Source organism: Alphaproteobacteria bacterium (assembly GCA_016722515.1).
Taxonomy (GTDB): Bacteria; Pseudomonadota; Alphaproteobacteria; order Rickettsiales; family JADKJE01; genus JADKJE01.
The window spans coordinates 40,692-66,354 of sequence record JADKJE010000001.1 but is presented as its reverse complement, the minus strand read 5'-3'; the positions used below and the strand labels follow the sequence as shown (position 1 = coordinate 66,354).

Here is a 25,663-nt window from a genome sequence, read left to right as displayed (position 1 = left end):
CCCTCACTGCACCCACAGAGGATGATACATTAATAGAAAAGTGCTGACTGTCAAGTTTCGATTCTTGAAAGGAAGTTTAATTCATTCTCTTGAATAAGTTAAAAGAGGAAAATCCTTATTTCTGAGATGGGATAAGCGCTCGCCTGGAATCAGCGATTTTAGGATAGCCGGTGATGAGTTTCATGTTAAAAAAACTTTTATGAATGATGCCAAACACTGCTTGGGTGAGGCCCTCCGTGAGGGGGTGACGTTCTATTTTCAATGAAAGCTCAGCGTACGCGCGCCATTTCATTGACTTAGAAATTGCGCTTCAAGCGTTGGTATTATGGTCCAACGTTGACGAGCAGAATCCTCGCTCTTGAAACGCGAGAGGGATATCCTAACAAGAGCAGTTCGAACTATTACCAGAGTCAAAAATACCGAATATAAGCTATTTATAGGATTATTCACTGCGCTGAATGTTGCTAGCGGAGACGTGTTAAGTCAATGCATTATCACATTTTCTATCCAAAATTGAGGGTACTTATTTAGCTGCCAATGACTTCACGCTTGCCTACATGATTGGCTGCACTAATTACGCCTTCCTTTTCCATGCGGTCAATAAGGTCAGCTGCTCGGTTATAGCCAATTTTTAGCTGACGTTGAATATAACTGGTGGATGCTTTTTTGTCGCGGATAACAATCGCTACCGCCTGATCGTACAATCCATCGCCACTTGCTTCTCCGCCATGACTTCCTGCACCTGTGCTTTCGTCGTCTTCGGCGGTGACATCTTCCATGTATTTAGGTTCACCTTGTTCTTTTAAGAACTTAACCACTTGTTCAACTTCCTGATCTTTAACGAAGGGACCATGGACGCGGCGGATTTGGCCACCACCAGACATATAAAGCATGTCACCCATACCTAATAGTTGCTCTGCACCTTGCTCCCCCAAAATAGTACGGCTATCGATACGTGAGGTGACCTGGAAACTGATACGGGTAGGGAAGTTTGCTTTGATAACGCCAGTGATAACGTCTACGGATGGACGTTGGGTTGCCATAATTAAATGGATGCCAGCAGCGCGGGCCATTTGCGCCAGACGTTGGATTGATGCTTCAATGTCCTTGCCTGCAACCAGCATAAGGTCGGCCATTTCATCGACCACGACCACAATGTAGGGAAGGGTATTCATGTTGAGTGGGACGCGTTCAATAATTGGCTTGCCGGTTTCTGGATCAAACCCTGTTTGAACGGTACGTTCCAGAACCTCACCCTTTTGAATGGCATCTTTGATCCGCTCGTTATAACCATGAACGTTACGTACTCCAAGATTTGACATTAAACGATAGCGGTTTTCCATCTCACGTACCGCCCATTTAAGTGCGATAACCGCTTTGCCTGGTTCTGTAACTACGGGTGCCAATAAATGTGGAATGCCATCATAAATGGACAGTTCGAGCATTTTGGGATCGATCATAATAAACTTACATTGATCGGGGGTATGATAGAATAACAAAGATAGGATCATGCCATTGACCGCGACTGACTTACCGGAACCGGTGGTTCCGGCTACCAATAGATGTGGCATTTTAGCAAGGTCAGCTACTACGGCTTCACCACTGATATCTTTACCCAGGGCAAGTGGCAATGAAACAGCACTGGTGTTATAGGCGGTGGATTCAAAAATTTCGGTGAGATAAACCGTTTCTCTTAGCTGGTTGGGTAATTCTATACCAATAGCATTGCGTCCAGGAATAACGGCAATACGTGTAGAAACGGCACTCATGGAGCGGGCAATATCGTCAGCTAGTCCAATGACACGGGAGGATTTGGTTCCAGCCGATGGTTCTAATTCATAAAGCGTCACCACAGGTCCTGGACGGACTTTGGTAATTTTACCGCTGACACCAAAATCTTCTAGAACATTTTCGAGCATTTTAGCATTTTGCTCGAGCGCATTATCGTTGTTTAATTTTTTCTTTTTCTTAGGAACTGGCGCTAGAAGTGAAAGGGCAGGTAATACATAACTGTTTTCTGAGAAATTAAATTCCTCCTGTGAGGGAAAGGGGGTTTCTCTTGGTTTTGATTTATCACGGAATTTATTAAGCATGGAGGCATGAGATGACGCACCGGATTCGTCAGTATCCTTTGCTGAAAATTCATCAGAGTTTTCAATGGTAGTTTGATGATTTCGAGCTTGTATGGGAGGGGTTAACACGTGCTGATTTTCGTCTTTATACTCTTGAGCTTCGTTTTCGTTGGACAGGGGATCGGCATCAGAAGATTGCTTTGGTGATTTAATTTTTTTGACGCACCAACGTAAAAAGCCCAGGCACGATGCAATATGATAAATAGCCCATTTAATGGAAGACATTTTAAGTGAAGACGCTACGAATAATAGAACGATTCCAGGGATCATCAATGCGGGTACCAAAACCGAGCCTGGGATATAATAAGTGAGCGGTTTATAAATCATAAAACCAATAACGCCTCCTAATCCGATAAGGTCCCATGATTCAGGAGACGGAAGTGGATGCAGTGATGCAGCAAGAAGTGGTCCGGCAATGAGGAGTAACAGTGGTAAGCGAAGGCTTGCGAAAAGTTTTGGTTTTTTTATAACCATGTGAAAGCCTATAGGAATAATCGCAAGCGACATTAAAATCGATGCAAATCCTAAGAATTGCAGGGCAGGGTCGGCAATGAAAGCACCCGGATAACCTAGCCAGTTACTGGGGTGATCGTGGGCAGCTCTGTTAAACGAGGGATCATGAGGATTAAAACTAATGATAGCTATAATCAAGGCCATCCCGATAACAGAAAGCAATGCGCCACACCCACGGTATGTGAGATGTGATCCAAGAATTTTTTTAACATATTTCGCAATAATAAGCATATAGGAAGTCTTGACAGTGTCTGTTGACAGTTTATAGGAATTAGTGTCGCTACCATAGAATTATTTTTCAATATTACCTTAAAAATGCACTTGCAGAAGGAAAAATCATTTTGTTAGCGTAATAGGTAGACTGGGACAATTGTTTGCGGAGAATTATGCTGGCTAAATTCTTTAAACCAAAATCAACTCTTTACAAATCAACGCTGGTTAAACGGATAGCACCAACCACGTGGATGCAGGACATGTTGCCAGCGAAATGGAGTGAGCGTTCGTATCAGCAATTTTCTCAAGAAGGATATATACGTAACGTGGTCGCTCATCGTGCCATTCACATGATAGCCTCGTGTGCATCATCCGTTCCGTGGAAACTGTATCGATGCCAGGAGAATCAAAAAATACACATCAAAGCACATCCACTCCTGACATTGTTAGCCCATCCCAATCCTTATCTTTCTGGCAGTGAGTATTTAGAGCAAGTTTATAGTTATCGCTTAATCAGTGGTAATAGTTTTCAATATATGGCTGTTTCAAAACAAAAAATGCCCATTGAACTTTATGCATTAAGGCCAGATCGTGTTGAGATATTAATTCAAACGGGAGGATTGCCGGCTGGTTACCGCTATCGGTGTGGCCAGAATGTGCAGGATATGATGATCGATTTAAAAACAGGTCTTTCAACGTGCCTTCATTGGCGGTATTTCCATCCGCTTAATGATTGGTATGGATTGTCACCGATAGAATCGGCAGCCTACAGTATTGACCAGCATAATCAGTCCAGCGAATGGAACCAATCATTATTGCAAAATGGTGCCAGGCCTTCTGGAGCATTAGTGGTGAAACCAATGGATGACGGATCTGGTGGCTATTTAACAGATGACCAGTTTTATCGCCTTAAAAATCAATTTGAGCAGGAATATAGTGGCTCTGCCAAAGCCGGAAAACCATTGATATTAGAAGGAGGGCTAGAGTGGCACGAGATGGGATATAATCCTAAAGATATGGATTTCCTTGAAAGCAAGCATAGCTCTGCCCGCGAAATTGCCTTGGCTTTTGGCGTTCCGCCGCAATTATTAGGCATTCCAGGTGATAACACGTATAGTAATTTGGCTGAGGCACGGCTGGCATTATGGGAACAAACTATTTTGCCGATGATTGATCAATTAACAGGCCACTTGAACCGTTGGCTGGTGAGGTACTTCGAAAAAGATTTATTGTTAGGTTATGATAGCGACAGTATTAGCGCCCTTGCTCCCCGGCGCGATTCTATCTGGTCACGCTTAGAGAAGGCAGATTTCTTAACGCAAAATGAAAAACGGGAAATGGTGGGCCTGGGGATAAAAAGTGGTAATTAAAACACGTATAACGCTATCGTCACCCATATCACCATAAAGTGTGTTATGACCCGATGATTGGGTGTAATCGATAGTATTGTTCAAACAAGTCCTTACTTATACGTTTTTGACTATAGTAATTGTTGTATTTACTATCTATTATCCATTGCCTGCTACTATTAAAGGTGGAGGAAATCGAAGATGTTTATCAAACATATACGGCATATACCCCGCTTTATGGGAAGTCATGCACGGCAGGTGGAGCAGACATGGAATCAGTTCGAGCACGGCAATTTACCGCATGGCATTGTTTGTACTGGGTTTTGGGTTCGTTTCTGGGCTTTTCTATTTGATACGTTATTTGTCTATATCATATGGGTTTCTATAATTATTGCGCTGGTTCCCCTCAAAGGCCATGCCTGGGTACATGTCAGTAATTTTTTAATCTATGGAATTATCTGCCAGGTGATTTATACCGTGGCACTGACTGCGTCGCCTTTGCAGGCAACATTAGGAAAGAGGCTACTGGGTATTTATATCCATCAAGCACATAGTGATAAACCTATCGGTTTGGGACGATCGCTGCTGCGTGCAGTAGCATTTTGGCTTTCATTCTTTACTGGTGTGGGGGTGATGATGGTAGGGTTGCATCATCATAAACAGGGGTTGCATGACGTTATTGCCGATACGGTCGTGGTTTACCGCAACTCTTGAAATCTAGCATGCGTTTTGGGTAGGGGATGTGATGATGCGTTGAGGGATATGGTGTTGCGCTGGGTTCCCACCCTTTTTAAGCAGCACTCGCCTACGGCTCATACTGCTTAAAAAAAGTGAGAATGACGGAGTTTGGCGAGGGGCGTCATCCTCAATCCCTCAACGCATCATCACATTCCCTATGCAAATAACCATGAAAGCGCGCTTTTGGTGCGTTTTTTTTATGTCTAATTCAACAAGGAGAATAAGGATGGAATTCAGATCATACGCACCGTTTGCTATGAAGGCATTAGGCGAATCGGGTATATTTAGTGGCTATGCTAGTGTGTTTGGCATTGTTGATGCGCATCAGGATATTATTGAAGTAGGGGCCTTTAAAGAAACCTTAGCGGATAATAACCATAGCCCTCGCGTTAAATTATTATGGCAACATTTGCCAGAAGAGCCTATCGGTGTGTTGACTACTTTAAGAGAAGATGGTCACGGGTTGTATGTAGAAGGTAAACTCTTATTATCATTGCAGAGGGCAAAGGAAGCCTATGCGCTACTCAATGCTGGATCGATTGATGGATTAAGTATTGGTTTCTCTATTAATGAGGCATTCATTAATCCACAAACCGGTATTCGCCATATCACCTCATTATGGTTATGGGAGGTAAGCCTTGTTACTTTTCCAGCTAATCCTGAGGCGGCTATTTCTTCATTTAAGCGACAATTAACACTCCAAGAATCAGCACACATACAAGACCTCACTACGATGATAGAGGGCTTAATTGCAACCATCCACACACCACTTTCTTTTTAACTTTAACCTATTTTAACAGTAAGGAGCTTCTATGGTATTTCAAGAAATACGTGAAAAAATCGATGTACTCGGTCGTGCATGGGAAGAATTTAAACGTGTCAATGATCAGCGTCTAACCGAAATTGAACAACGGGGGAGCGCAGATCCACTGCATCTTGAGCAACTGGATAAAATCAATCAAACGATTGATACTTACCAGGCACGCTTACAGGAATTAGAACAATACGTTGTGCGGCCAATTATGTCGGCGGTATCCGAATTTTCCCATCCACATCAAGGACACCCCAATCACAATGGGCAAGATCCTGCCAGCGCAGAACATAAAAAGGCATTCCATCAGTTCTTGCGTAAAGGGATTGATACCCATCTATCGCACATGGAAAGAAAAGCCTTGTCGACGCAGGTGGATGCAGATGGTGGATATTTGGTTACGCCCAGCATGTCACGTGATGTGGTGCGTCACCTGGTGGAGCTTTCTCCTTTGAGAAGTATCTGCGCGGTCGAAACCATTTCTACCGACAGCCTCGAAGTCATGGAAGATACGGGAGAAGCTGGAGTTGGGTGGACAACAGAAACAACCCTGGTTACAGATGACACCCCTACACCTCATTGGGGTAAGAAAATCATTCCTGTGCATGAAATGTTTGCGCAACCTAAAGCCACACAAAAATTATTGGATGATGCCGCCTTTGACATAGAATCCTGGCTCAATGATAAACTAACTCAGGCCTTTGCCAGCAGTGAGAATTATGCGTTTGTTAAAGGGGATGGTAATGGTAAGCCGCGTGGTTTTTGTTCCTATCCAGAAGGTCATAATTGGGGGCAAATTGAACAGGTATCATCGGGCCAATCTGGTGCAATTTCAGGTGATGCACTTTTGGCGATGTATTATAGCTTAAAGCAGGATTATGCGGCAAACGCGAAATTCGTTATGCACCGTTTTACAGTTCAGGCTTTGCGACAAATAAAGGTTGATTCGGCTGGGTCAAAACAATATTTATGGCAGCCAGGTTTAAGTGCGGGAACTCCAGATACTCTGCTTGGAATTCCGGTTATCCAGATTCCCGATATGGAGACAATGGGTGCTGGAAAATTGGTGATAGCTCTCGGTGATTTCAAACGCGCTTATCGCATTGTTGATAGAATGGGTATTCGGGTGTTCAGAGATCCTTACACCAATAAGCCTTTTGTTAAATTTTATTCAACCAAACGGGTGGGCGGAGATGTCACGAATTACGAAGCATTAAAATTAATGAGAATTGATATTTAAGAGGATCATACCGACTAATAAAAATCCCCCCAAATTTGAATTTGGGGGGATTTAAGAGTGCTTTTCTCGTATGGTAGCGATCCTATAGCTTTAAACTAAAATTTAAAACTAATATTCATCACTACTTGACCATCTTTATTCGTTGTTGTCGGACGGGAGACATTTCTGCGGCGCTGTTCGCTGTCCACAAATGTCTCTGTTGGTTGGCCTATTTCAGTCCCACGGTTACTCTGGATATTATATCTATTCTGGCTATTCTGGCCGCGTGAGGTAAGCTTTTCTTTTTGTGGTGGCTGATTTGTGATTTTTTTTCTTTCTGCTTTTTCTTTCTTAGTCTCTACTGATCCATGAACCTGGTTTCTCAAATCATCATCAGAAGATCACATGCGGAAGTTGTAAAGACAAGTGTATTTTGCTGTGTGGATTTTTTAGGTTTCTGACTCATTTGGTTAGATACATCAAAATTCCCAGTGTTTAGTTTTTCTTTCGTTTTATGATTGTCTTGAGTAAAATTAGTATGAATGTCTACTTCATCATTACTTAAACTTAAAAACAAAGGAGTATTAGGTAAAGTAGGCGAAAATTCATTAAATAAATCGTAATCAGGGAAATTTCTATTCGGATGCCTGTTAGGAGCTTTATTGTAATAGTTTGAATTTGCTGTTGAGGCATTCGCGGAATATTCTTGGGAGGGCTGGGGTGCAAAAAATTGACCATGATCACCAAAATATCGATTACCTTGGCGTGATTGTTTTGTATCTATCGCAACTTTTTTACTCTTAGTTTTCGTTTGGTTTTGTGGTTGGCTTTTTTTACGATTGTCTTGATGAAAAGTCAAATCGATTTCTTCCTCACTCTCTGAATGGGAAGAATTATCGTGATTGTAAGATCCATGAGTTGAGGAGGGGATATAAGGGGTCTGGCTGTAATTTATACTCTGCTTCTGGCGAGTGCTTTTCATGGAACGTTTTGATTTTCCTGTTGAACCAGTCTTGTAATAACTTTGGGTGGACTGGTCTGCAAAAAAATCTTCCGAATCACTATCAAGAGAAGATGAATTGCTATTTATAGAAATAAATGCAGTTTGATTTGGGAAAGATTCCTTAATACGTTCTGGTCGTCTTGCTATATTTTTCCTGTAATTTGTATTTTTTGAGCTTTTGTGGTGAGTAGTTGTGAAGTTAATCAGTGATGAATAGTCCTGTATTTGTACGCAACTTGGTACCTTGAATGTTGGTTGTGCAGTATACTGCATGGGTTTGATCTGAGAATCACTATTAGGAGTAGGGACTTGATTTTTGGAATTGGCATCTACTTTCGAAACAGAATAGGTTTCCAATAGTTCATAATCTTTGCTTTTTTTCCATTCAAGAATAGGTTCATCTTGTTCTATACTAATGGGTTCTTCAGAAGTAAAAGTGGGTGGAATTTCAATTTCATCAAATTCCATAACGAACGGTGTAATGGGTTTTTTATCTAAAGTGTCCTGTTGATTTACATCATTTTCCATACTTCAATTACTCCCTCTCTCTCTCAATATTAAACTTAATTTTGATTAAAACGTACGTTAATTATTCTATGGGATGAGAACCTTCCTAGAATGTTTTTTAAACAAACATATAGTCCTAATATATTACAAAAATTTCGTACGTATACTATCACAATTACCTTTTATGGACAAGAGCCAATTTTTTTCACATTCAAATTAAATTGTGACATGTTTATCAACTAAAGAATCATTGATCAGGTTATCTTTATGGGCTTCCAAATTGATATGGAGCGATTCGGCAGAAATCTCTTTATCCCAACGGGCAATGGCAATGGCTGCAATACCGTTGCCAATATGGTTGGTGAGAGCCCGGCATTCGCTCATAAAGCGGTCTATGCCAAAAATAAGGGCTAGCCCTACAGCTGGAATTTGGGGAATGACGGCAAGGGTTGCTGCCAGGGTAATAAAGCCACTGCCGCTAATGCCGGTAGCTCCTTTGCTGGTAATCATAATAATAGGAATGAGTAGGGCTATTTGTTGCCATGAAAGCTCTACCCCATAAGCCTGGGCAATAAATAAGCTGGCTAAAGCCATATAAATATTAGTGCCATCCAGATTAAAACTATAACCGGCAGGCACCACCAATCCTACGGTTTCTTTACTGATACCGAGTAATGTAAGTTTTTTCATCAAGGAAGGCATCGCCGGCTCGCTGGAAGAGGCACCAAAGACCATCAATAATTCTGGAAGATTCCATTTGATATAACTCAACAACGAAATGCCACAACACCAGCTGATGGCTCCCAGGCAAAGTCCAATAAACAATACAGAGGTAAAATAAAACAAGCCTACCAGCATTGCCAGGTTACCTAATATATGGACGCCAAAGGTACCTACGGTATAGGCCATTCCACCAAAGGCTCCCAAAGGTGCTGTATAGAGAAGCAAACGAACGATAATAAAGAAGATGTCATTAACCGTTTCAAAGAGTTGCACAATCGGTTTTGATTTCTGGTGGCCTATTAAAATGAGCGCCAGGCCAAAAAGGAGCGAAATAAAAACGATTTGTAGCATATTGCCTTCAGAGAAGGCTGATAAAAAGCTGGTTGGAATGATATTGACGAGAAACTCGACCATTGATAAATGATGGCCTTTGTCGATATAGGAGGCTATGGCACGCTGGCTCTCAATGTCAGGTAAAGCGGCATGAAGGCCGGGTTTAACGATAAGTGCTATTGCCAAGCCAAACAGGAGGGCGATAGTGCTGACCACTTCAAAATATAATATGGCCTTGATGCCTACGCGTCCCACGCGTTTGATATCTCCTGCTTTAGCCATTCCTATGGTTAAAGAGAGAAATATAATAGGGCCAATTATCATTTTTAATGCTTTAATAAACGCATCGGCAAATGGTTTCATGGCCGTTGCTGCTGTTGGATCATAAAAACCAAGCAGCGCACCCAGTAATATGGCCATCAGGATATAAAATGAAAGCGAACGCGTATAACCCATAACTCCCCAAGTGATCTTAAGCATGAACGGGAGGATGTTAGCAATTCTTTATCTATTTTCCTATAGAATTATAGATGCCTGAGTTACTTCAACGTTACTTCACCTAGTGGGGAAAACCCAGTACCAGAAGTTCTTAGAGTTGAAATGATGTGGCACATACATGACACAATGGAAAATGCACTATGGGTCAACAACATCGCCATAGTCGGCTTATTGGGCCGACGTTTTTGGATTATTGGAATCCATTATTTTAAATGATATGGAAGGTTTTAAAGAAAATCTCAGTGAGAAAACCATTCGTATGCACGATGTTTTAGGGCTCACGCCCTTACATTTATTGGTATTAAATCCCAGTAAACAGCATCTGCAAATGATAAAACTCGCGCTTGAATTTGATGATTTACCGCTGATGAAGCCCCTTAGTAGCCACTATACGTATGAGGAAATCCTCGATTATAAGCATCATGAACAATATCTTGCTATTAACGAATATTTACCTCAGGCCTATCTGATTTGGAATCTGCTTTCAAAGTCAAACGGTACTATCCCACAAAAAGGGGATAATTTAATAAGTTTGGCCGATCAGGTTGCCAGTGGAGAAAATGAGGAAGCTAAAGAGATACAAGAGCTTCTGGTTTCCTATGCAGGTAAACATGCTTCAAAACATTGAAAAATAATTTTTTAATTATAGGTTTAAAAGAAAAAATGATCATTATGAATGAAGAAATAAAAATTATGATGGTAAGGTTTAACAATCTAAGATTGATGGTTAAGCTGTCACAGCCTAGGCGGTTATCAAAATATTAAGAATTGTTAATGATACTGAACATTTCTTAACCCAAATCATGGTAATCAAATGGGAATGTCAGAATTCATTATTGTCGGATGCTTGATTGCTGTTTTGCTGCTTTTAGTTGTCATGGGCACTATCCATATCATGCGAATGAATCATCATGGAGTAGGTATTAATACCGAGAATGAACCGTCTTCAGCTGTCTCTAAGGTGCAATTCATGCAGTTATGTATGCTCTCACTCAGCCATGAAGTGCGTACCCCTATGCAGGCTATCGTAGCGATGTCAGGTTTATTACAAGATCAAATGTTAACACCGGAAATGAAAAAATGGGTCAATACCATCCAACAAACCAGTCAGAATCTGCTGGAAACGGTTAATGGTTTTCTTTATCTTTCAAAATTAGAACAGAATTTTAAAGTGATCGGCACCCAACCTGTTGATGTACAACAATTGGTGCGGCACGTGGTTTCGATGTTTGATCTTCCACTTAAAGACAAGTGCGTAAATATTAAACTGGATTTGGCTATTCCTCTTTATCACATCATTTCCAGTGATCCTATTTTTTTGCGGCATATCGTGATGAATATTCTTAGTAATGCGGTTAAATATTCTGACAAAGGCACTATCACCGTTACTGTTGGTTTGTCACGTCTGGGGCAAAATAACGATTTTTTATTAGTTGAAATCATGGATAACGGTTCTGGTATGTCTGATCTGGAAAAGAAAAAAATGAGCCAGTTCTTTTCTGAGAAGAATAATATAGATGATAATCTTATCACGTTAGGAATGGGGTTATTTGTTACACGTCAAATGGTACGCGCCTTATCTGGATCTATTGTTTTCAGCGATAATAGAAAAGGTGGAACGATTTGTCGTATTGATATTCCTGTGACAGTCAATCAAGTGTCATGGATGGATGATCCAAGTAACAGTAACGAAGGTTCGTCTGAAGCCCCTGTGCAGTGTATCAAGGTCCTTATTTTTCAAAATGCTGGTTTACAGCCGCAAACATTGTGTCAATTACAGCAAGAGGGATTTATGGATATTTATTCCACCAACGATGCAGCTGAAGCATTAGTGCTTATTAAAGAAAACGAAATACGTCTGGTATTTTGTGATTTGTTTGATATTTATGGTGATGGAAAACACATCGCCCAATTATTAAAAGAAGCCTATCCAGAAATCCCAGTCCTGGCACTAACCAAAGAAACACTCGGTGCTTCAAAAGAGCAATTAAATTTGCTAGGTATCGATGCTATTTTAGTAGCCCCATTTGATGCCGAATTAATTTATCAAAGCGCTGCTGCATGGGTTAAGCAAACGGTCCTGCTTCGCTAAAGCTACGCAGGATGTTTGCTGAAGCCTCTTTCTTTTACGCCAATAAAAATTAAGGGCCAATGGTAAATCCATTGGCTCTTTTTTGTGTATATTCCCTCAAAAATACCTGTAAACAATCGATACATTTATAGTAATGGTCTCTTACACGAAGAGCCCCATCTCTTGGCACATTCTTCATCTATATTCTTGGTCTGTAGCCTTAATATGGGTGAGGCATTGGGTTTCCTAGTCAAAAATCATAGAAATCAATTTATAATAATTAATATTTTCGTAAAAATTATTTGTTAATTATTTAATAATCATACTAAAAATGATATTTATTGATTTATTCACAATAAAGTGTATAATATTATTATGTGGCGATTAATTATATTATAGTTCACTATTAATTTTTCGCATTTCATTATAGAATATTATAATAGAGCACTTAATATGTCTAAAGACCAAAACATTTTTAAAAAACTACAGGATGAAATTAAGAAAGCTAATGAAACGATTGAACTTTCAATAGCCGCTTTGGATGATTTAAGATTGTATGATTTACTCATTGGTAGTAAAAAAATGGTTTCAGAAAAATTAAATGACTTATCTGAAAGTAAATTATGGGAACTGTATAAATTAGCGGGCCAGGATAAAAATATTAATTATGTAGAAGATGATAAAAGTCAGCATTCAGTCGTTAGCATCCAAGCTAAAATTAAAAAAATAGCTCAAAGCCCTGATTCTGATGAGTATCGAGTGCATGCATTAATCAAGTTCATTGAAACAAATGTACCTGATAACAAAAAAGAAGAACTGGACAAAGCTATCATCAACGTACTTGGCGTCAAAAAAGAAGTATTGGCCGATGCCAAAACGGGTAATTGCAAGGCATTAACAGAGCGCATAAACGAGATATACTCAAGCAAAGACAATACTGAATTAGCTAGATTTAAAGAATTAGCTAAATTTCAAGAGGCTCTCAAAGAGGCTCTCAAAACTAACATGGGAGCAGATGAATACCCACCGAGGGTTTTAAAAGACCAGTTCAGCATGTCGTTCCTGAAAAGAATACTATCATTTCTGGTCTCGTGGAAATGCTAGATGCGCGCAGTAAAGCAGATAACCCGTACAAGCTTGGAACAAAAAATGGCCCGCTGACCGAACATAAAATAGCTGATTTAAAAGAAAGCAGGGCCCATGATATGATCCCGCAATTAGAGGCAATACCAGGGAGCTTTAAAGACAAATTATTACAACCTGAGAACGCAGACTTAAATAATGATCAAAAAAGTAACTTAAGAGAACAAGTAGAGGAACTACAAAAAAAGGTCAAATCATTTGTCGACACATCGAAAAAACATGATACAAAAAAATCGAAAGATATAGCTATACTTGAGCCAGCGTTACAATGTCATTTGCTTTCCCGCTTTATTTGTAAACAAAGTCATAAAAATAATGATTTGCGTAAGGAAATAGTTGATATTTTAAAGGGAATTGATGAAAGCGAGCATATTTCGCCCGAAGATCTTATTGTTAAAATTGCTGCATTAAATCACGAAAAACTAGAGGACACCACTGATAATTTTAAAAGTACTGCTAAAACATTATCTGACAGATTATTGCATAAGCTTCATGAGGAATACCATGATAAACCTTGGGGTAATCCCGAAGAACTAAAAGAACCATTGAAAAGATTAATAAAAGAAACAATATCCGAATCATTACCTAGAAAAGAACTCAAAAATACACTTACTGAATTAGGATATAATAATCCTGACAAGCTGATCCAGAACATGATTACCAACAAAAGTTTCCGTGATATTTCAACTATTTATAGAGATACAACGGGTAAGAAAGATCAGTTTATTAAAAAAATATGCGATGATATTAAGGGCGAAGAACAAAATTTTAAACAAACGTTACAAAAAGAATTGAAAAGCAAGGGAATAAAATATAACACTAAGAAAAACGATAAAATATTAGATAAATTCTGTAAAGACAATATAGGAAATTATATTGAAAAAGTGGACGAAGTGGACAAAGAAAAGCTTATCAAAAGTATAGCTACTAGTGTTAGTGAAGCTCAAAAAAACTCCTCACGCGGCCTTTCAACACTTTATAAAGGCAGTATGGATATCATCAAAGGAAAAGGAGCGGGGCATTTTAGCAAAAACTATATCAAAGAAAAAACATTGCTCCAAGGTTTAAATGCATCTCAAAAATCGCCACAGAGATAAAGCCAGCATAACAGCTTTCTGCTTAACTTGCTATCAGTGACACAGTTATTTAAACACTCCCTAAACTGCGTCCAGCAACTCAATTTACGCACACGCCGATCTCCGCCGTGCTGCTCTACTATAGTATCGAACCTATGACGGGGAATATATTTGATTATTTGACTAAATAACATATCTTTGTGATGCATGCCTGTGCTCCATAATGCTGTTTCGATACCAACATTATAGGCACTTTTTCAGTGTTGGCTAAGCATGCAAGCTATATGCGTTTTTTTAAACGGGACAGCAGTGACCAGCGTTGGCCAATCGATCCATCTTAGCAATGGAATAGTCGTCACAATCGCCACCTTTGTCATGATGGAACTGGTCTGGAGTTTTCCAGATGTCGCCCTTATCACTGATAAACTGATAATGGTTTATGGATTTGTTGACCTGGGCTATCAGTTCATCAAACTGGGCATCTGATAAATGGTGAGAATGGTAATGCTGAGTTTTAAACCATTCGGCGATTGGTTGCCATTTGGGAAATTGGTCAAAGTTTGGCTCAGCCGCGCCGGCACTCTGTATACTTTCTGCATACATAAGAGCAGAAAGTAGCAAAAAAGAGCATTTTTTTGACTAGGTTAAAGTGCTTAAAACCTAGGAAATATGGTGGTCTCGATGCGATTCGAACGCACGACCCCAGGATTAGGAATCCTGTGCTCTATCCTACTGAGCTACGAGACCATTTCGAGCCAGTATTATATCGATCCTTTTCACAAAAGTCATTATCTTTAAAGGAGATTTTATGCCAGACATTCATTTGTTGTCCGTTTGTTGCGAACCTGTTTCAGTGGCACAGGTTAAAAAACAATTGCGGATTAACCACGATGAAGATGATGCGTATCTTGCGCAATTAATTAAGGCGGCACGCATCAAAGCAGAATTATTTTTAAACAGAAAACTGGTGGGGCTTGCCGACGATGAAGAGGTTCCCGTGGATATTGTCCAGGCGTTGTTCCAATGGGTGGTAGCAGCGTATGATGCCAAAGAACCATTATCGTTATCGCAGTTGCTCATTCATCGTCGTGCGTATCGTTTTTGAAGGGGAGTATCCGATGTCTGCAATGTTTAGATTTGATAGCTCAAAATTACGTGACTTAATCAAGATTGATGCACCACAACCCCTTGATGACGGGGGCGGCGGGTATACGACTATCTGGACAGAAATATTATCTGTTTTTGCGCAGGTAACGACCGTGCGTGTCGGATATTCTCAGGAAATGGAATTGGCCCAGCAGCAGCAATTGCGCCAGATGCTACGCATTATCCTGCGCTTTCAGCCTGGAGTGGATCAGACCATGCGTATCCGCTTTAACGACCTAACCTTTGGTATTATCAGTATAACAAACCTTGATAATCGTCATGGTTGGCAGGAAATTATCGTTTGTCAGGGACAGGGAGACCGATGAAATGAAACCATTATTGATTGCCAATGTTCTCCTGCAAACGTGTGGGATGCTCAAAGAATATCATGAGATCAAGTCCTATGGCATTCCCGTCTTTACTAAAGTGTGGCCCCTGTCACCATTTCCCTACATGACACTGGAGTGTAAGGAGGCTTGGTCGTGTGACACCATGACGGATTACGGTTTTAGGCTTGAACTTATGTGCCACTATTACAGTCAGGATTCATCACTGATTCATCTCATAGAGGTGATGGAAAAAGTGAAACAGGCGCTACAGGAACATGACTGGCAAACAGCGGGCGTTCGAGCCATAAAGATAAACAAGATCGAATTAAGCACCTTGGATGAAGGTGGCATTCAGCATGGACAAGTGAAATGGGAAGCCTGGGTTTAACGTCCCGGGATGACCGATCCACCTTTACGGGCTGGATGGTGAGAACCTGGAGTTTTTTCTTGGGTTTTCTCTTGCTGGTCAGTAGGCGGTGTAGGGTCTGGTTGTAGATTGCCGATGGACATTTTCATTCTAACTCCAGAACCCAGATCATTCAGTGAGGTTGGAATTTCAAGGATAGGCATAACCACTTCCCGGGGTGTTTCGATGTTCGCAGATTCGGCAAGTTTCTTTTGCACTTCCGGTTTTTTCTGGCGCTCGACTTCGACCATTAAGCGCTTCGTGTATTCTTCAAGCGCTTTTTGTGCTGCTTTTTCACTGTTCTCTTTGGCTGTTGTTTGATCCTGAGGGCCAACGGAAGGGCCTACATCATGCTCAACACTTGTTTGAGCATCTTTGCCGTGGATGGGATTAAAAATATGGCTGATGATTGTACCTATTTGGTCACCTAGAGCTAAGGTCGCACCCAAGGCTTTGCGAATCAAACCCACATTGGCATGGCCTTCACGATGGTAAATAGAGGCCTTTTCTATATTCGTTTGTCGAGATTCGCCAGCACGCTGACTCGGGTCTTTTTCTGCTCCGATTTTAAGCATGAGGCTGGTTTTTATGGTTTCCTGAGCCAGGTATTTGGCTTGCTTATTATTCATCTGGCCTTTTGGGGATTGGCCTTTAGTGCTTTGAGGAGGCTTGCTTGATTGAGCAGATTCTGACGTGGTTGCTTTGTCTGAGGGCTCTTTTGATTGTGATTCTTCGGTTGATGGTTGTGGAGATTGCTTATTGGCATTCGACACTGCCTTATCAAATACCCATTCTTTAAGAACAGATCCATTATGTGAAATAACGCCTGAATCGATTAGTTGGGTGGCTAGAACAAGCGCCTGTGCCCTGATTTCAGGGGTCAAGGCCAACCGAATCGGTTGAGGCTGCATATTGGCGGTTTCACCTTTCATGATAGGGATGTCCTATTTATACTGTCTTCCTACCTGTATTATAGCAGGTTTTATTACAAAGTCAGTTAAATAATAAGGATTTAAGGGATTGAACTTAATGGAAATTTATGGTATAATAGTTTCACTTGTGAAAAGGGGAAAGCATATATGCCACGAGCTACATCAACAAAACGTCATAATCAGCATATTAATGAACACGATGGGGATCCGCAGATCGTTAAAGACGATCAATTCATGGGATCAGCGTTTGATCAATGGTTAAATGATATGGTCGCTCAGGAAGTCGTCGAACCGGAACAGCCCGTTATACCTGACGTCAAAGTAAAGGCACACCCTTCTGCCAATGAAAATAAAGAGCTTAGACTCCAGCTAGAAGAACATGCCCAGCAGCAGGCTCAAGAATTGAGCTTGCGTATGCAACGGGCGGGGCGTCAGCAGTCTCTTCCATTAGAAAACCCACAACTGGTTGGTGACTTATTATTTCCACCTTTATTAGAGAAAAAAGACGAGCAGGCTGAAGCGGGGAATGAAGAGGACGATTATGAAGGTGAGGTTCGTCGTGTCACTTCTGAGGAAGAGGTTAAACGCGCGCAACAACTAAATGTCCTCAAAGCCAAATCTGTTTCTGATATCCGTAGAAAATCCATTATCCCTTCAGAATTATTACAAAAAATTCAACGTTTGGCGCACGCCATTAAAGCCCGGTTCTCGCCACAGGATAAATTTTACCTGAAAGCGTTTGGGCGCATTATGGCCGATGCCGGTGTGCAATTCTATCATGATCCATTTGTACGGGTAGGAAGCTTGGTTCCTCAGCAAACACCGGCTGTTTCTATTCCGCAACGCAAAAGAGCTGGCGTGCATGAAAATGCATAAAAAGAATAATTAGAATAATTAGAATAATTAGAATAATTAGAATAATTAGAATAATTAGAATAATTAGAATAATTAGAATAATTAGAATAATTAGAATGAGTATCCTCGTTGCTCCTCGGTTTCGAGGGAAGGCGATGGGGATACTGCGTTTTTGAATCTTTTTTCCAATGATCTCCCATGAAAATATCTCCCGCACTGCATCATCATTTGCAGCAGCCGCTAACCACGACTGCTTATCTTTGGCATATCTCATTAAGCAATGGTGCCTTGTTAGCCTATACATCCCATGATCGGGCTATAACTTATCAATCGATCCTTTTTCGTCCTGGAGCGGGATTGATGACACCCTCTACACTGGGTTACCCAGATGAACAGGAGCTCCCTTTTACGTGTGAAGCCATCATTGACGATGATTACCTAAGTATTGATATAATTAACAATGGGTTACTTGATCATGCTAAAGTAGAACTATGGCTGGTTAACTATGACGATTTATCTCAGGGGCACCGTGTTTTGAGAGTTGGTGAGATTGTTAAAATTCACTTACAAGGCCAGCGTTTTTATGCAGAAGTAGCGGGTCTTGGAGACCGTTTACAGGCTCGTTTGGGGCAATTTTATTCGTCTACCTGCAGGGCTGAATTGGGGGATAAAAAATGCGGAGTTATGTTAGCACAGTATCCTAGCCAGATCCGTTGTGATAAACGGTTTTCTACCTGTGTCAGCTATTTCAATAATGCCATCAATTTTAGGGGTGAACCTTTTATACCTGGGCAATCCGGGTTGTTAAGCGTTGAAAAGGGTGCATAACTCCTTGCATTGATTGGGATATTCCAGTAGTATTGCAAATGTATGGCTCACGTTAGTGAGGCAATACGCTTGGTTGTTCCCGCTTTAAAGGTAGGTTATTTTGTTACAGTCAATTTCTTTGTTTGTTAAAAACTTTTCTATCGGCAGCGCTAGGGCGGCTGTTTTGCCTGCTTTACCTATTGATCGCGGCCCGTTTGCCCCGTCTGACATCGCCATGGGTGAAGATTGGAAATTCGTTAGTGAAGCCCTTACTTCTGTGATTCCTCAAGAAGCTCATTCTCACAGGGCTGCTGTGCAGGATAAAGAGAGTCAGCCAGAAGATGAAGGCAACCAAGATGTTGAAGACGAATCAGATCATGATGCGGATGCATTACCTCGAGATAATGACTCGCAGGACTCATAATAAAAGGATTTCTCTATGAATACAAATTATAATCGCAATAATAATAATCGCCGTAACTCACGGCAACATTCACGTCCACGCAGTAATGGAGGTGGGCGTCCTCACTTTGGCGGAGGTCCACGCCGTTCTCATTCGATATTGCCTCCGGCTGCTGTTATTGAGGCATATGAGCAGCTCATTCCAGGAGCAAAAGACCGTTTGTTTGCTATGGCTGAAAAAGAGATGGAGCATCGCCATCGTGTTGAAGCCGCCTATCTTCAGGCAATGAAGGGCAGCTACCGTTTTGGCCAATTATTTTCGCTCCTTATTGCGTTAGGAACGCTTTGGGCCGTTGTCAGATTAGCAACCTCGGATCACTCCATGTTAGCGTTGCTGACAGTTTTGGTTGGTTTTGGTTATTTGTTTATTGCCGTAATGGTTTCTAAGCGTCAATTTAGAAGGGCTGCTGGAAGAAATAATAACCGTGATCAACGTCAGGATCGTCAACATAACCGTCCACAACATCGTGATAATCGTGGTGAGCATCAAGAGCGCAACGACCGTCAAGACAGGAATGACAGACAGGAAAAAAATAACCGCTCAGAAAGAAACGACAGGCCCGAGCGGAATGATCATCAAGACGATTCGGATCAATAATCGAATCGATGAGTAAAACATGGGATTCGAATCCCGTGGTAAGAGAAGCGCGTACCTGGATAGGTACGCGTTTTTTGCATCAGGGGCGTAGTAAAAAAACAAGTGATCAACCGGGTGGTTGTGATTGCCTGGGACTGGTAATAGGTGTCTGTAAATCCTTAGGCATCCAATCGTTGTATGCGCCGCATCCGTTTCTATGCGAATTGGATAACCCCAATTATGGCTTTATCCACAGCCAAGATCAGCTAAGTCAGGTTTTAGATCTGCATTTGCTCAAACATGACGGTAAGCCATACCCAGGCGCAATTGGCCTTTTTGCTATGGCCAATTATAATCAGCATGTAGGTATTTTTAGTGATTATCCATCCCCAGAAAATGTTTCAGAGTTAGGACTCATTCATTGCCATATAAGGGCAGGGGGCGTGGTAGAGCATCGATATGATGAATCATGGCAGAGTCGGTGTAAAGGTGTGTATCGGCTGTAATTTTTTTACTCACCCCCAGCTTTGGATGAAAAATAGAGGAACCCAGCACAACACACCTACTGGACCAGCGCCATTGCACGTATACCACAGGCACGGTTCTGCCTGATTCTAGATTGGATTAAAGCTGTCCAAAATCAAGTGGATGAGAAGCGCAAGCAACCAGCGCAAATGTAGCGGCTGTAAGCAGGAACCCTTTAAGATAAATAGACACATTTTTCATGATATTCTCCAATCAGTATCGGTTTGATTATACTCTAGTCTAGGCATAATGACAACCAGTGCTAAGGGGATTGTACGAAATTGAGAAGTTTTTCTGGAATGCTCCACCGCTGTCAAAATCTGCACAGGCTCCCAACAGTATTAAGAATATAAAAACTAAGAAGATCCATTTAAACACTAAAACTGCCTTTCAAAAACAGGGTTTTTATTACCAGGCACGATAATCCGAATCAACAGGTGCATAAGGTGGCCCCAATATTTCCTGGCAAGCAGACAAGCAAATCAAGGATAAAAGCGCGAGTAGCAGTAATTTCATATATTACCTGGTATGGTTGTCTATGGTTGTTATCATAGTATCCGTATCCTGAAAATCAAGAGGTATTATTTGCCCAGAAATGACAGGAACCTCACGGTCTGCCAACGGTTTTCCTTCCGGTTCACTATTATTAAATTGAAACAAGCTGTTTTTGCGCCTTTCTTCCTGTTGCTTTTCATAATCCTTGCGCAGAATGGCCTGCTCGGTAGCCTGCTGTTGTTTGGCAAAATCGCGGTTGGCAAGCCAGCGTTTTTTATCGACCTCCGAAGCGAATGTCAAAGGCTCAAGATAGAAGGTTAATTTGTAAGGATATTTATCGGTAACCTGGCCAAAAGGATCTTTGGTCAACCCTGTAACCCCCTGGACCAGATCGTTATAATCACTTTCATAGGGATTCGCGTCGACCATTTCAACCAGCGTATGATAGCCTGTTTTAGTGCAAATGACGCTCATGGGGGGATGGCCACGTTCAACGGTTATATTGCCGGGTGTTCGCATTAATTTCCATTCATTGCCCTTTCTGTCTGTTAGCTTGCATTTAGCTCCTTCGGCATCAGGTGTGATAATAAGAATGCTTTGATCATGGGCATGGTTCAAGGCAGTGCAGCCAGACACGAGTAAAGAAGCAACGGATAGCAATTGAATAAAACGTTTTTTGTGCATATGAATCCCCCTGAATGCCCATAATCATTCAGTGTAATCAGAAAAAAAACTCAGAGCAAGCAGCTTCTCTTGGCTGTGAGGGGATAAGGTGTAAAGGGGAGCGTAACCGGTTAGAATATATGCGAAAAAACGTGCGTGAAAATCATCGACAGCACGAACACAACGGTGGTGACTACAAAAAGATTATGAAGGACGTTTTCAGGTGTCATAGGTGAGAAATATATAAGAATTTATCTGAAAAGAAGTCTAACAAAAATCCTCATTTTGTCAATCTCTACACAATAAAAAAGGGTATCTATGGCATCGGTAATACTGGGTAATATGGGGGCGGCCTTGGGTGGGGCTTTTGGAACCTTCGGGTCAACCATTGGCAGTACGCTTGGTAAATATGCGGGTAATCTAATGGATGACAGGCTACAGGGTAATGACCGCCACCGTTATCGCCATCATGAAGGAGTAAGGCTCGACGATATCCGTGTTCAGGGCTCGTCTTATGGGGCTATGATTCCTATCGTATATGGAACCATGAGAATGGCAGGGAATATCATCTGGGCCAGACCTATTCAAGAACATATCCATACTTCAAGTTTTACCCAAGGAGGTGGAAAATTTGGGTTGGGGCCCAAAATGACGAACACTTCGACGGATTACAGTTATACAATAACCATGGCCATTGCCATTTGTGAAGGGCCCATTGCAAGCATAAACAGGGTTTGGGCTGACCAAACCTTGCTTGATTTATCGCTGGGAAGTTACCGCATCTATAAGGGAACGGAAGAACAGTTACCCGACCCTATTATCGAAGCGTTTGATGGAATCGGCGTGGTTCCTGCTTATCGAGGCCTTGCCTATGTGGTGATGGAAGATTTTCCCTTAACGGCGTTTGGGAACAGCATTCCAGGTTTTGTCTTTGAGGTAACACGCCAGCAATCCAGTTACCAGCTGTCCCAGTCACTTGTCGATGAACAACCTGAACAATTAGTAAAGGCAATAACGCTCATTCCTGGAAGTGGTGAATTTACGATTGATACTGTCATTCATTCAAAGCGATTCATTACCCCACTGGCAAATGGTGGTTTTGTGCCACAGGGAAAGAGTGTGATGATTAATCAGCATACCTTATCCGGTCAAGCCGATATTATGATGGCACTCGACCAGTTACAGCAAACTTTCCCAAATTTAGAATGGGTAGCGTTGGTTGTGTGTTGGTTTGGTACGAGCCTTACTATGAAAGATTGTCTCGTTGTGCCGTGTGTAGAAAATGGCCCTGTGATTGAAACCCAACCGGAATCCTGGCAAGTCGGAAAGTGGAATCGCAGTAATGCCAGACAGATTTCACGCGATACACTCAACCAACTTCGCTATGGTGGAACCTATCATGATGGCAGCGTCACGCGGGTTGTTGAAGAACTTAAAAAACGTAATCTTAAGATTATGTTTTACCCCATGTTGCAAATGGATATAGATGGGAAACCGTGGCGCGGAGACATTACAGGATCTATAGATGATATACATCATTATTTCTATAAAACAGATGGATATAATGAATTTATCATGCATTACGCTAATCTTGTAAAGGGTAAGGTGGATGGATTTATTATCGGTTCTGAATTAAAGGGAATGACGTCTCTTTACGATGAAACAAAGGCTGGAATCGAACGTTTTCCTGCGGCACAATGCCTCAGTGATTTAGCCAGCCATGTTAAAATGGTTTTAGGGGCGGCTGTTACGATTACCTATGCTGCAGACTGGTCGGAATATCATTCGGTAAATGGTTGGTATACACTCGATGACCTTTGGGCTTCTGCTGCCATTGATGTAGTGGGCATTGATGCTTATTTTCCACTCACCACAGGTACTCAGGATAATCGCTATTTACTTGAAACCATAAAGCAAGGTTGGGTAAGTGGTGAGGGGTATGATTTTTTCTACCTAAGCCAGGCAGGGCAATCCGACCAGCAGATTCCTTATACCGATCCTAAAAGCGCTTGGAAAAATATAACCTATTGGTGGCAAACGAAACACTATCATCCTGATGGTTCGCCAACACCGTGGCTACCACAATCAAAGAAAATTTGGTTTACCGAATATGGTTTTCCCAGTGTTGATGCCTGTAGTAATCAACCCAATCGCTTTATTGACCCTAGCAGCGTCGAAACGAATTATCCTACTGGATCAAGTGGCTTGATTGATTGCCTTGCCCAACGTGCTGCGATTACCGCTACTGAGTTGATGTGGCAGCATTCAGCCATGGTTGAATACAAGTTCTTATGGACATGGGATGCCAGGCCTTATCCATATTTCCCTGATTTGCATGAAGCATGGGCTGATGGTCCCAATTGGCGCACGGGCCATTGGGTACAAGGTAAAATGGGGTTATCCCAATTAGCGGCAGTGGTGCATGATCTGCTTAAACAAGTAGGGCTCGAAGATCAGCAGATAGATGTTTCTCAATTAAGGGGAGTTGTATTCGGATATGTGTTATCCAAACCCACCACAGCCTACACGGCATTGATGGATTTGGCCGATGTGTACGCATTTGACCTGGTAGAGCACGGTAACGGTATGTCTGCCAGGCCGCGACAAAAACAGGAATACAGGGTCATAGACTGGCAAGATACTATTTTAAACGATCACGCAATCGTTGAGGGGGTGGTATCCAACACCAGCTCTTGGCAATTGCCGGTACAGGCTGATTTGCTCTATGTAGATCCTGCGCGTGATTATCAGCCTGCTGTTGCTTCGGCCTGTTTAACAAAAAGGAATGATGTATTAGCGTCGGTATCTACGATAACCAATGGTGTGCCACTGGTGCTGACAGCGTCGCAGGCACAGCAGATATGTCAGCGTTTATTGAAAGAAGCACAGATGGAAGGAGTCTCTGCGCATTTTTCGTTGCCACCGTCTTACATTACGTTGCAGCCAGGAGATCAATTTGTTTTTAAAGAGAGTAACAGTAACAGTAACTCTAACACTAATAGCAACCGATATTGTGTCCGTGAGATTGTATTGGATAGTATGAAAATCATCATAACCTCGCATTCCTTTGAGCCGGATCTGTATGAACTCTCCTACCATACAGATTTACCGGAGCCAATGACGGCGGTTGTTCCCACTCATCCATCCGCTACAGAGGCTTGGATTTTTGAGATGCCTACCATACCTCAACAAAAAGATACGACTCAGCTTATCTGGATGGCTATGTGTGGGACGGGACCTTATTGGCCTGGTGCGCAGCTTTACGTCTCTGCTGATGGTGGAAATCATTATGAATTTGTTGCTGCACATGACAAGCAAGCCACCATGGGGTATGTACTAAACAGACTTAGTAAGATGCCTGAGCAGGTGTGGGATGAGGTATCGCAGATTCAAGTATCTCTCATTCATGGTGCCCTTTTTTCAGCCAATAAGGATCAGGTTTTGTTGGGAAGTAATTTAGCGCTCGTTGGCGATGAACTCATTCAGTTTTGTCAGGTGCAATCTACATCTGCCGATGGTTATCTCTTATCTCGTTTGCTCCGTGGTCGGTATGGAACGGGTCATGCAATTTCTAACCATCAGCCAGGTGAACGGTTTATTTTAATAACCCCAGAATTACTTGCACTGCCTGCATGGTCGTCATGGTTAGGACAGCAGCGTTTCATACAGGCCGTTTCAAAAGGGAGTGAATTTAATACGTCATCCGGACAGGTTTATGTTTATCAAGGAAAATGCCTAAAACCACTAGCTCCCGTCTATCTTCAAGCCAATCGCTTACCAATGGGAGATATTTTCATAAGCTGGATCCGCCGTAGCCGCATTCCAACACAATGGGTAGACGGGGTGGATATGCAAGTAGGCGAGGCGGTTGAATCTTATGAAGTGGATGTGTTTTTAGACCAAAAACTAGTCCGGACAATCCCCGCTAGTCAGGCGTCTGTTCTGTATTCAAAACAACAGCAGGATGCAGACTTTATTCAACCACCGCAGTTGCTGACATTTAAGGTTTACCAGATTTCAGCCATGGTTGGTAGAGGGGAGTGCTCATCCATCCTCTGCTGATTTAATGACATAAAACTAAGTATTAAATTTATTTTTCATATAAAAAACAGTTTATATTTATATATTTGCCTAATG

25 protein-coding genes and 1 tRNA gene are annotated in these 25,663 nt (G+C 41.7%); 17 read left to right on the top strand and 9 right to left on the bottom strand.

Annotated elements, in window-relative coordinates; translation table 11 throughout:
- Positions 1-527: 527 nt before the first annotated feature.
- Entirely contained in the window at positions 528-2,876 is a 2,349-nt protein-coding gene (locus IPP74_00280; GenBank protein ID MBL0317739.1) for a DNA translocase FtsK 4TM domain-containing protein, read from the bottom strand.
- A 233-nt stretch (positions 2,877-3,109) separates the two neighbouring features.
- On the opposite strand from IPP74_00280, the gene IPP74_00275 reads away from it, so the two are divergent.
- The 4 genes from IPP74_00275 (at position 3,110) to IPP74_00260 (ending at position 6,996) form a co-directional block, all read left to right on the top strand.
- Positions 3,110-4,228, top strand: a complete 1,119-nt coding sequence (locus tag IPP74_00275; protein ID MBL0317738.1) for a phage portal protein — start codon at positions 3,110-3,112, stop codon at positions 4,226-4,228.
- A gap of 180 nt (positions 4,229-4,408) precedes the next feature.
- On the top strand, positions 4,409-4,921 hold the full coding sequence (locus tag IPP74_00270; GenBank protein MBL0317737.1) for an RDD family protein: 513 nt from the start codon (positions 4,409-4,411) through the stop codon (positions 4,919-4,921).
- 250 nt (positions 4,922-5,171) lie between these two features.
- A complete protein-coding gene (locus IPP74_00265; GenBank protein ID MBL0317736.1) occupies positions 5,172-5,726 on the top strand; it encodes an HK97 family phage prohead protease in 555 nt (184 codons plus the stop codon).
- Between the two features lie 31 nt (positions 5,727-5,757).
- Positions 5,758-6,996, top strand: coding sequence for a phage major capsid protein (locus IPP74_00260; protein ID MBL0317735.1), 1,239 nt, complete (start codon positions 5,758-5,760; stop codon positions 6,994-6,996).
- A 95-nt stretch (positions 6,997-7,091) separates the two neighbouring features.
- On the opposite strand, the gene IPP74_00255 is transcribed toward IPP74_00260, so the two are convergent.
- The 3 genes from IPP74_00255 to IPP74_00245 all read right to left on the bottom strand — a co-directional run bounded on the left by IPP74_00255 (position 7,092) and on the right by IPP74_00245 (position 10,021).
- Positions 7,092-7,361 (bottom strand): hypothetical protein, encoded by a 270-nt coding sequence (locus tag IPP74_00255; GenBank protein MBL0317734.1) that lies wholly within the window; start codon positions 7,359-7,361, stop codon positions 7,092-7,094.
- Complete coding sequence (locus IPP74_00250) at positions 7,358-8,506, bottom strand: hypothetical protein (GenBank protein ID MBL0317733.1); 1,149 nt, start codon at positions 8,504-8,506, stop codon at positions 7,358-7,360. The genes IPP74_00255 and IPP74_00250 overlap by 4 nt, the downstream gene beginning before the upstream one ends.
- A 195-nt stretch (positions 8,507-8,701) precedes the next feature.
- Entirely contained in the window at positions 8,702-10,021 is a 1,320-nt protein-coding gene (locus IPP74_00245) for a cation:dicarboxylase symporter family transporter (protein ID MBL0317732.1), read from the bottom strand.
- Between the two features lie 211 nt (positions 10,022-10,232).
- On the opposite strand from IPP74_00245, the gene IPP74_00240 reads away from it, so the two are divergent.
- The 4 genes from IPP74_00240 (at position 10,233) to IPP74_00225 (ending at position 14,350) form a co-directional block, all read left to right on the top strand.
- Entirely contained in the window at positions 10,233-10,667 is a 435-nt protein-coding gene (locus IPP74_00240; protein MBL0317731.1) for a hypothetical protein, read from the top strand.
- A 186-nt stretch (positions 10,668-10,853) separates the two neighbouring features.
- The gene (locus IPP74_00235) at positions 10,854-12,131 is read left to right on the top strand and encodes a hybrid sensor histidine kinase/response regulator (GenBank protein MBL0317730.1); all 1,278 of its coding nucleotides are present in this window, start codon (positions 10,854-10,856) and stop codon (positions 12,129-12,131) included.
- A 432-nt stretch (positions 12,132-12,563) separates the two neighbouring features.
- A complete protein-coding gene (locus tag IPP74_00230) occupies positions 12,564-13,214 on the top strand; it encodes a hypothetical protein (protein ID MBL0317729.1) in 651 nt (216 codons plus the stop codon).
- Positions 13,208-14,350, top strand: coding sequence for a hypothetical protein (locus IPP74_00225; GenBank protein MBL0317728.1), 1,143 nt, complete (start codon positions 13,208-13,210; stop codon positions 14,348-14,350). Before IPP74_00230 ends, IPP74_00225 begins: the two co-directional genes overlap by 7 nt.
- Here the strand turns inward: IPP74_00225 and IPP74_00220 are convergent.
- From IPP74_00220 to IPP74_00210, 3 genes are all read right to left on the bottom strand, one after another.
- Positions 14,329-14,538, bottom strand: a complete 210-nt coding sequence (locus IPP74_00220; GenBank protein ID MBL0317727.1) for a DUF4372 domain-containing protein — start codon at positions 14,536-14,538, stop codon at positions 14,329-14,331. The two genes, IPP74_00225 and IPP74_00220, sit on opposite strands and share 22 nt — an antisense overlap.
- A gap of 85 nt (positions 14,539-14,623) precedes the next feature.
- The gene (locus IPP74_00215) at positions 14,624-14,950 is read right to left on the bottom strand and encodes a transglutaminase-like cysteine peptidase (GenBank protein MBL0317726.1); all 327 of its coding nucleotides are present in this window, start codon (positions 14,948-14,950) and stop codon (positions 14,624-14,626) included.
- A 49-nt stretch (positions 14,951-14,999) separates the two neighbouring features.
- Positions 15,000-15,076: transfer RNA gene (locus tag IPP74_00210), tRNA-Arg, on the bottom strand.
- A gap of 61 nt (positions 15,077-15,137) precedes the next feature.
- Between IPP74_00210 and IPP74_00205 the strand changes: the two genes are divergently transcribed.
- From IPP74_00205 to IPP74_00195, 3 genes are read left to right on the top strand one after another with little or no spacing between them, the layout of a single operon-like run.
- Positions 15,138-15,434 (top strand): phage head-tail connector protein, encoded by a 297-nt coding sequence (locus tag IPP74_00205; GenBank protein MBL0317725.1) that lies wholly within the window; start codon positions 15,138-15,140, stop codon positions 15,432-15,434.
- 13 nt (positions 15,435-15,447) lie between these two features.
- On the top strand, positions 15,448-15,801 hold the full coding sequence (locus tag IPP74_00200) for a phage head closure protein (protein ID MBL0317724.1): 354 nt from the start codon (positions 15,448-15,450) through the stop codon (positions 15,799-15,801).
- 1 nt (position 15,802) lies between these two features.
- Positions 15,803-16,192, top strand: a complete 390-nt coding sequence (locus tag IPP74_00195) for a hypothetical protein (protein ID MBL0317723.1) — start codon at positions 15,803-15,805, stop codon at positions 16,190-16,192.
- Here IPP74_00195 and IPP74_00190 read toward each other — a convergent pair.
- The gene (locus IPP74_00190; GenBank protein ID MBL0317722.1) at positions 16,189-17,142 is read right to left on the bottom strand and encodes a hypothetical protein; all 954 of its coding nucleotides are present in this window, start codon (positions 17,140-17,142) and stop codon (positions 16,189-16,191) included. The genes IPP74_00195 and IPP74_00190 overlap by 4 nt on opposite strands.
- Before the next feature lie 147 nt (positions 17,143-17,289).
- Here IPP74_00190 and IPP74_00185 point away from each other — a divergent pair, with 147 nt between their 5' ends.
- From IPP74_00185 to IPP74_00165, 5 genes are all read left to right on the top strand, one after another.
- Positions 17,290-18,018: a hypothetical protein gene (locus IPP74_00185; protein ID MBL0317721.1), complete on the top strand. Its 729-nt coding sequence runs from the start codon at positions 17,290-17,292 to the stop codon at positions 18,016-18,018.
- Between the two features lie 177 nt (positions 18,019-18,195).
- Positions 18,196-18,825 carry a DUF2163 domain-containing protein gene (locus tag IPP74_00180; GenBank protein ID MBL0317720.1) on the top strand — a complete coding sequence of 210 codons (630 nt, stop codon included), beginning with the start codon at positions 18,196-18,198 and terminating at the stop codon, positions 18,823-18,825.
- 100 nt (positions 18,826-18,925) lie between these two features.
- On the top strand, positions 18,926-19,228 hold the full coding sequence (locus IPP74_00175; protein MBL0317719.1) for a hypothetical protein: 303 nt from the start codon (positions 18,926-18,928) through the stop codon (positions 19,226-19,228).
- 15 nt (positions 19,229-19,243) lie between these two features.
- Complete coding sequence (locus tag IPP74_00170; GenBank protein ID MBL0317718.1) at positions 19,244-19,864, top strand: DUF2335 domain-containing protein; 621 nt, start codon at positions 19,244-19,246, stop codon at positions 19,862-19,864.
- Between the two features lie 8 nt (positions 19,865-19,872).
- Positions 19,873-20,349 carry a hypothetical protein gene (locus IPP74_00165; protein MBL0317717.1) on the top strand — a complete coding sequence of 159 codons (477 nt, stop codon included), beginning with the start codon at positions 19,873-19,875 and terminating at the stop codon, positions 20,347-20,349.
- 538 nt (positions 20,350-20,887) lie between these two features.
- On the opposite strand, the gene IPP74_00160 is transcribed toward IPP74_00165, so the two are convergent.
- Entirely contained in the window at positions 20,888-21,547 is a 660-nt protein-coding gene (locus tag IPP74_00160; protein MBL0317716.1) for a hypothetical protein, read from the bottom strand.
- Positions 21,548-21,844: 297 nt separating this feature from the next.
- Between IPP74_00160 and IPP74_00155 the strand changes: the two genes are divergently transcribed.
- Positions 21,845-25,588 carry a glycoside hydrolase TIM-barrel-like domain-containing protein gene (locus tag IPP74_00155; GenBank protein ID MBL0317715.1) on the top strand — a complete coding sequence of 1,248 codons (3,744 nt, stop codon included), beginning with the start codon at positions 21,845-21,847 and terminating at the stop codon, positions 25,586-25,588.
- Positions 25,589-25,663 lie beyond the last annotated feature (75 nt).

What these genes read in the sequence shown, in the direction of transcription:
- IPP74_00220 (MBL0317727.1), bottom strand. Translation starts at nt 14,538, where the DNA reads ATGCATCACAAAGATATGTTATTTAGTCAAATAATCAAATATATTCCC.
- IPP74_00185 (MBL0317721.1), top strand. Translation starts at nt 17,290, where the DNA reads ATGCCACGAGCTACATCAACAAAACGTCATAATCAGCATATTAATGAA.
- IPP74_00250 (MBL0317733.1), bottom strand. Translation starts at nt 8,506, where the DNA reads ATGGAAAATGATGTAAATCAACAGGACACTTTAGATAAAAAACCCATT.
- IPP74_00205 (MBL0317725.1), top strand. Translation starts at nt 15,138, where the DNA reads ATGCCAGACATTCATTTGTTGTCCGTTTGTTGCGAACCTGTTTCAGTG.
- IPP74_00165 (MBL0317717.1), top strand. Translation starts at nt 19,873, where the DNA reads ATGAGTAAAACATGGGATTCGAATCCCGTGGTAAGAGAAGCGCGTACC.
- IPP74_00225 (MBL0317728.1), top strand. Translation starts at nt 13,208, where the DNA reads ATGCTAGATGCGCGCAGTAAAGCAGATAACCCGTACAAGCTTGGAACA.
- IPP74_00230 (MBL0317729.1), top strand. Translation starts at nt 12,564, where the DNA reads ATGTCTAAAGACCAAAACATTTTTAAAAAACTACAGGATGAAATTAAG.
- IPP74_00195 (MBL0317723.1), top strand. Translation starts at nt 15,803, where the DNA reads ATGAAACCATTATTGATTGCCAATGTTCTCCTGCAAACGTGTGGGATG.
- IPP74_00270 (MBL0317737.1), top strand. Translation starts at nt 4,409, where the DNA reads ATGTTTATCAAACATATACGGCATATACCCCGCTTTATGGGAAGTCAT.
- IPP74_00280 (MBL0317739.1), bottom strand. Translation starts at nt 2,876, where the DNA reads ATGCTTATTATTGCGAAATATGTTAAAAAAATTCTTGGATCACATCTC.
- IPP74_00190 (MBL0317722.1), bottom strand. Translation starts at nt 17,142, where the DNA reads ATGAAAGGTGAAACCGCCAATATGCAGCCTCAACCGATTCGGTTGGCC.
- IPP74_00275 (MBL0317738.1), top strand. Translation starts at nt 3,110, where the DNA reads ATGCAGGACATGTTGCCAGCGAAATGGAGTGAGCGTTCGTATCAGCAA.
- IPP74_00235 (MBL0317730.1), top strand. Translation starts at nt 10,854, where the DNA reads ATGGGAATGTCAGAATTCATTATTGTCGGATGCTTGATTGCTGTTTTG.
- IPP74_00245 (MBL0317732.1), bottom strand. Translation starts at nt 10,021, where the DNA reads ATGCTTAAGATCACTTGGGGAGTTATGGGTTATACGCGTTCGCTTTCA.
- IPP74_00155 (MBL0317715.1), top strand. Translation starts at nt 21,845, where the DNA reads ATGGCATCGGTAATACTGGGTAATATGGGGGCGGCCTTGGGTGGGGCT.
- IPP74_00170 (MBL0317718.1), top strand. Translation starts at nt 19,244, where the DNA reads ATGAATACAAATTATAATCGCAATAATAATAATCGCCGTAACTCACGG.
- IPP74_00260 (MBL0317735.1), top strand. Translation starts at nt 5,758, where the DNA reads ATGGTATTTCAAGAAATACGTGAAAAAATCGATGTACTCGGTCGTGCA.
- IPP74_00160 (MBL0317716.1), bottom strand. Translation starts at nt 21,547, where the DNA reads ATGCACAAAAAACGTTTTATTCAATTGCTATCCGTTGCTTCTTTACTC.
- IPP74_00200 (MBL0317724.1), top strand. Translation starts at nt 15,448, where the DNA reads ATGTCTGCAATGTTTAGATTTGATAGCTCAAAATTACGTGACTTAATC.
- IPP74_00265 (MBL0317736.1), top strand. Translation starts at nt 5,172, where the DNA reads ATGGAATTCAGATCATACGCACCGTTTGCTATGAAGGCATTAGGCGAA.
- IPP74_00180 (MBL0317720.1), top strand. Translation starts at nt 18,196, where the DNA reads ATGAAAATATCTCCCGCACTGCATCATCATTTGCAGCAGCCGCTAACC.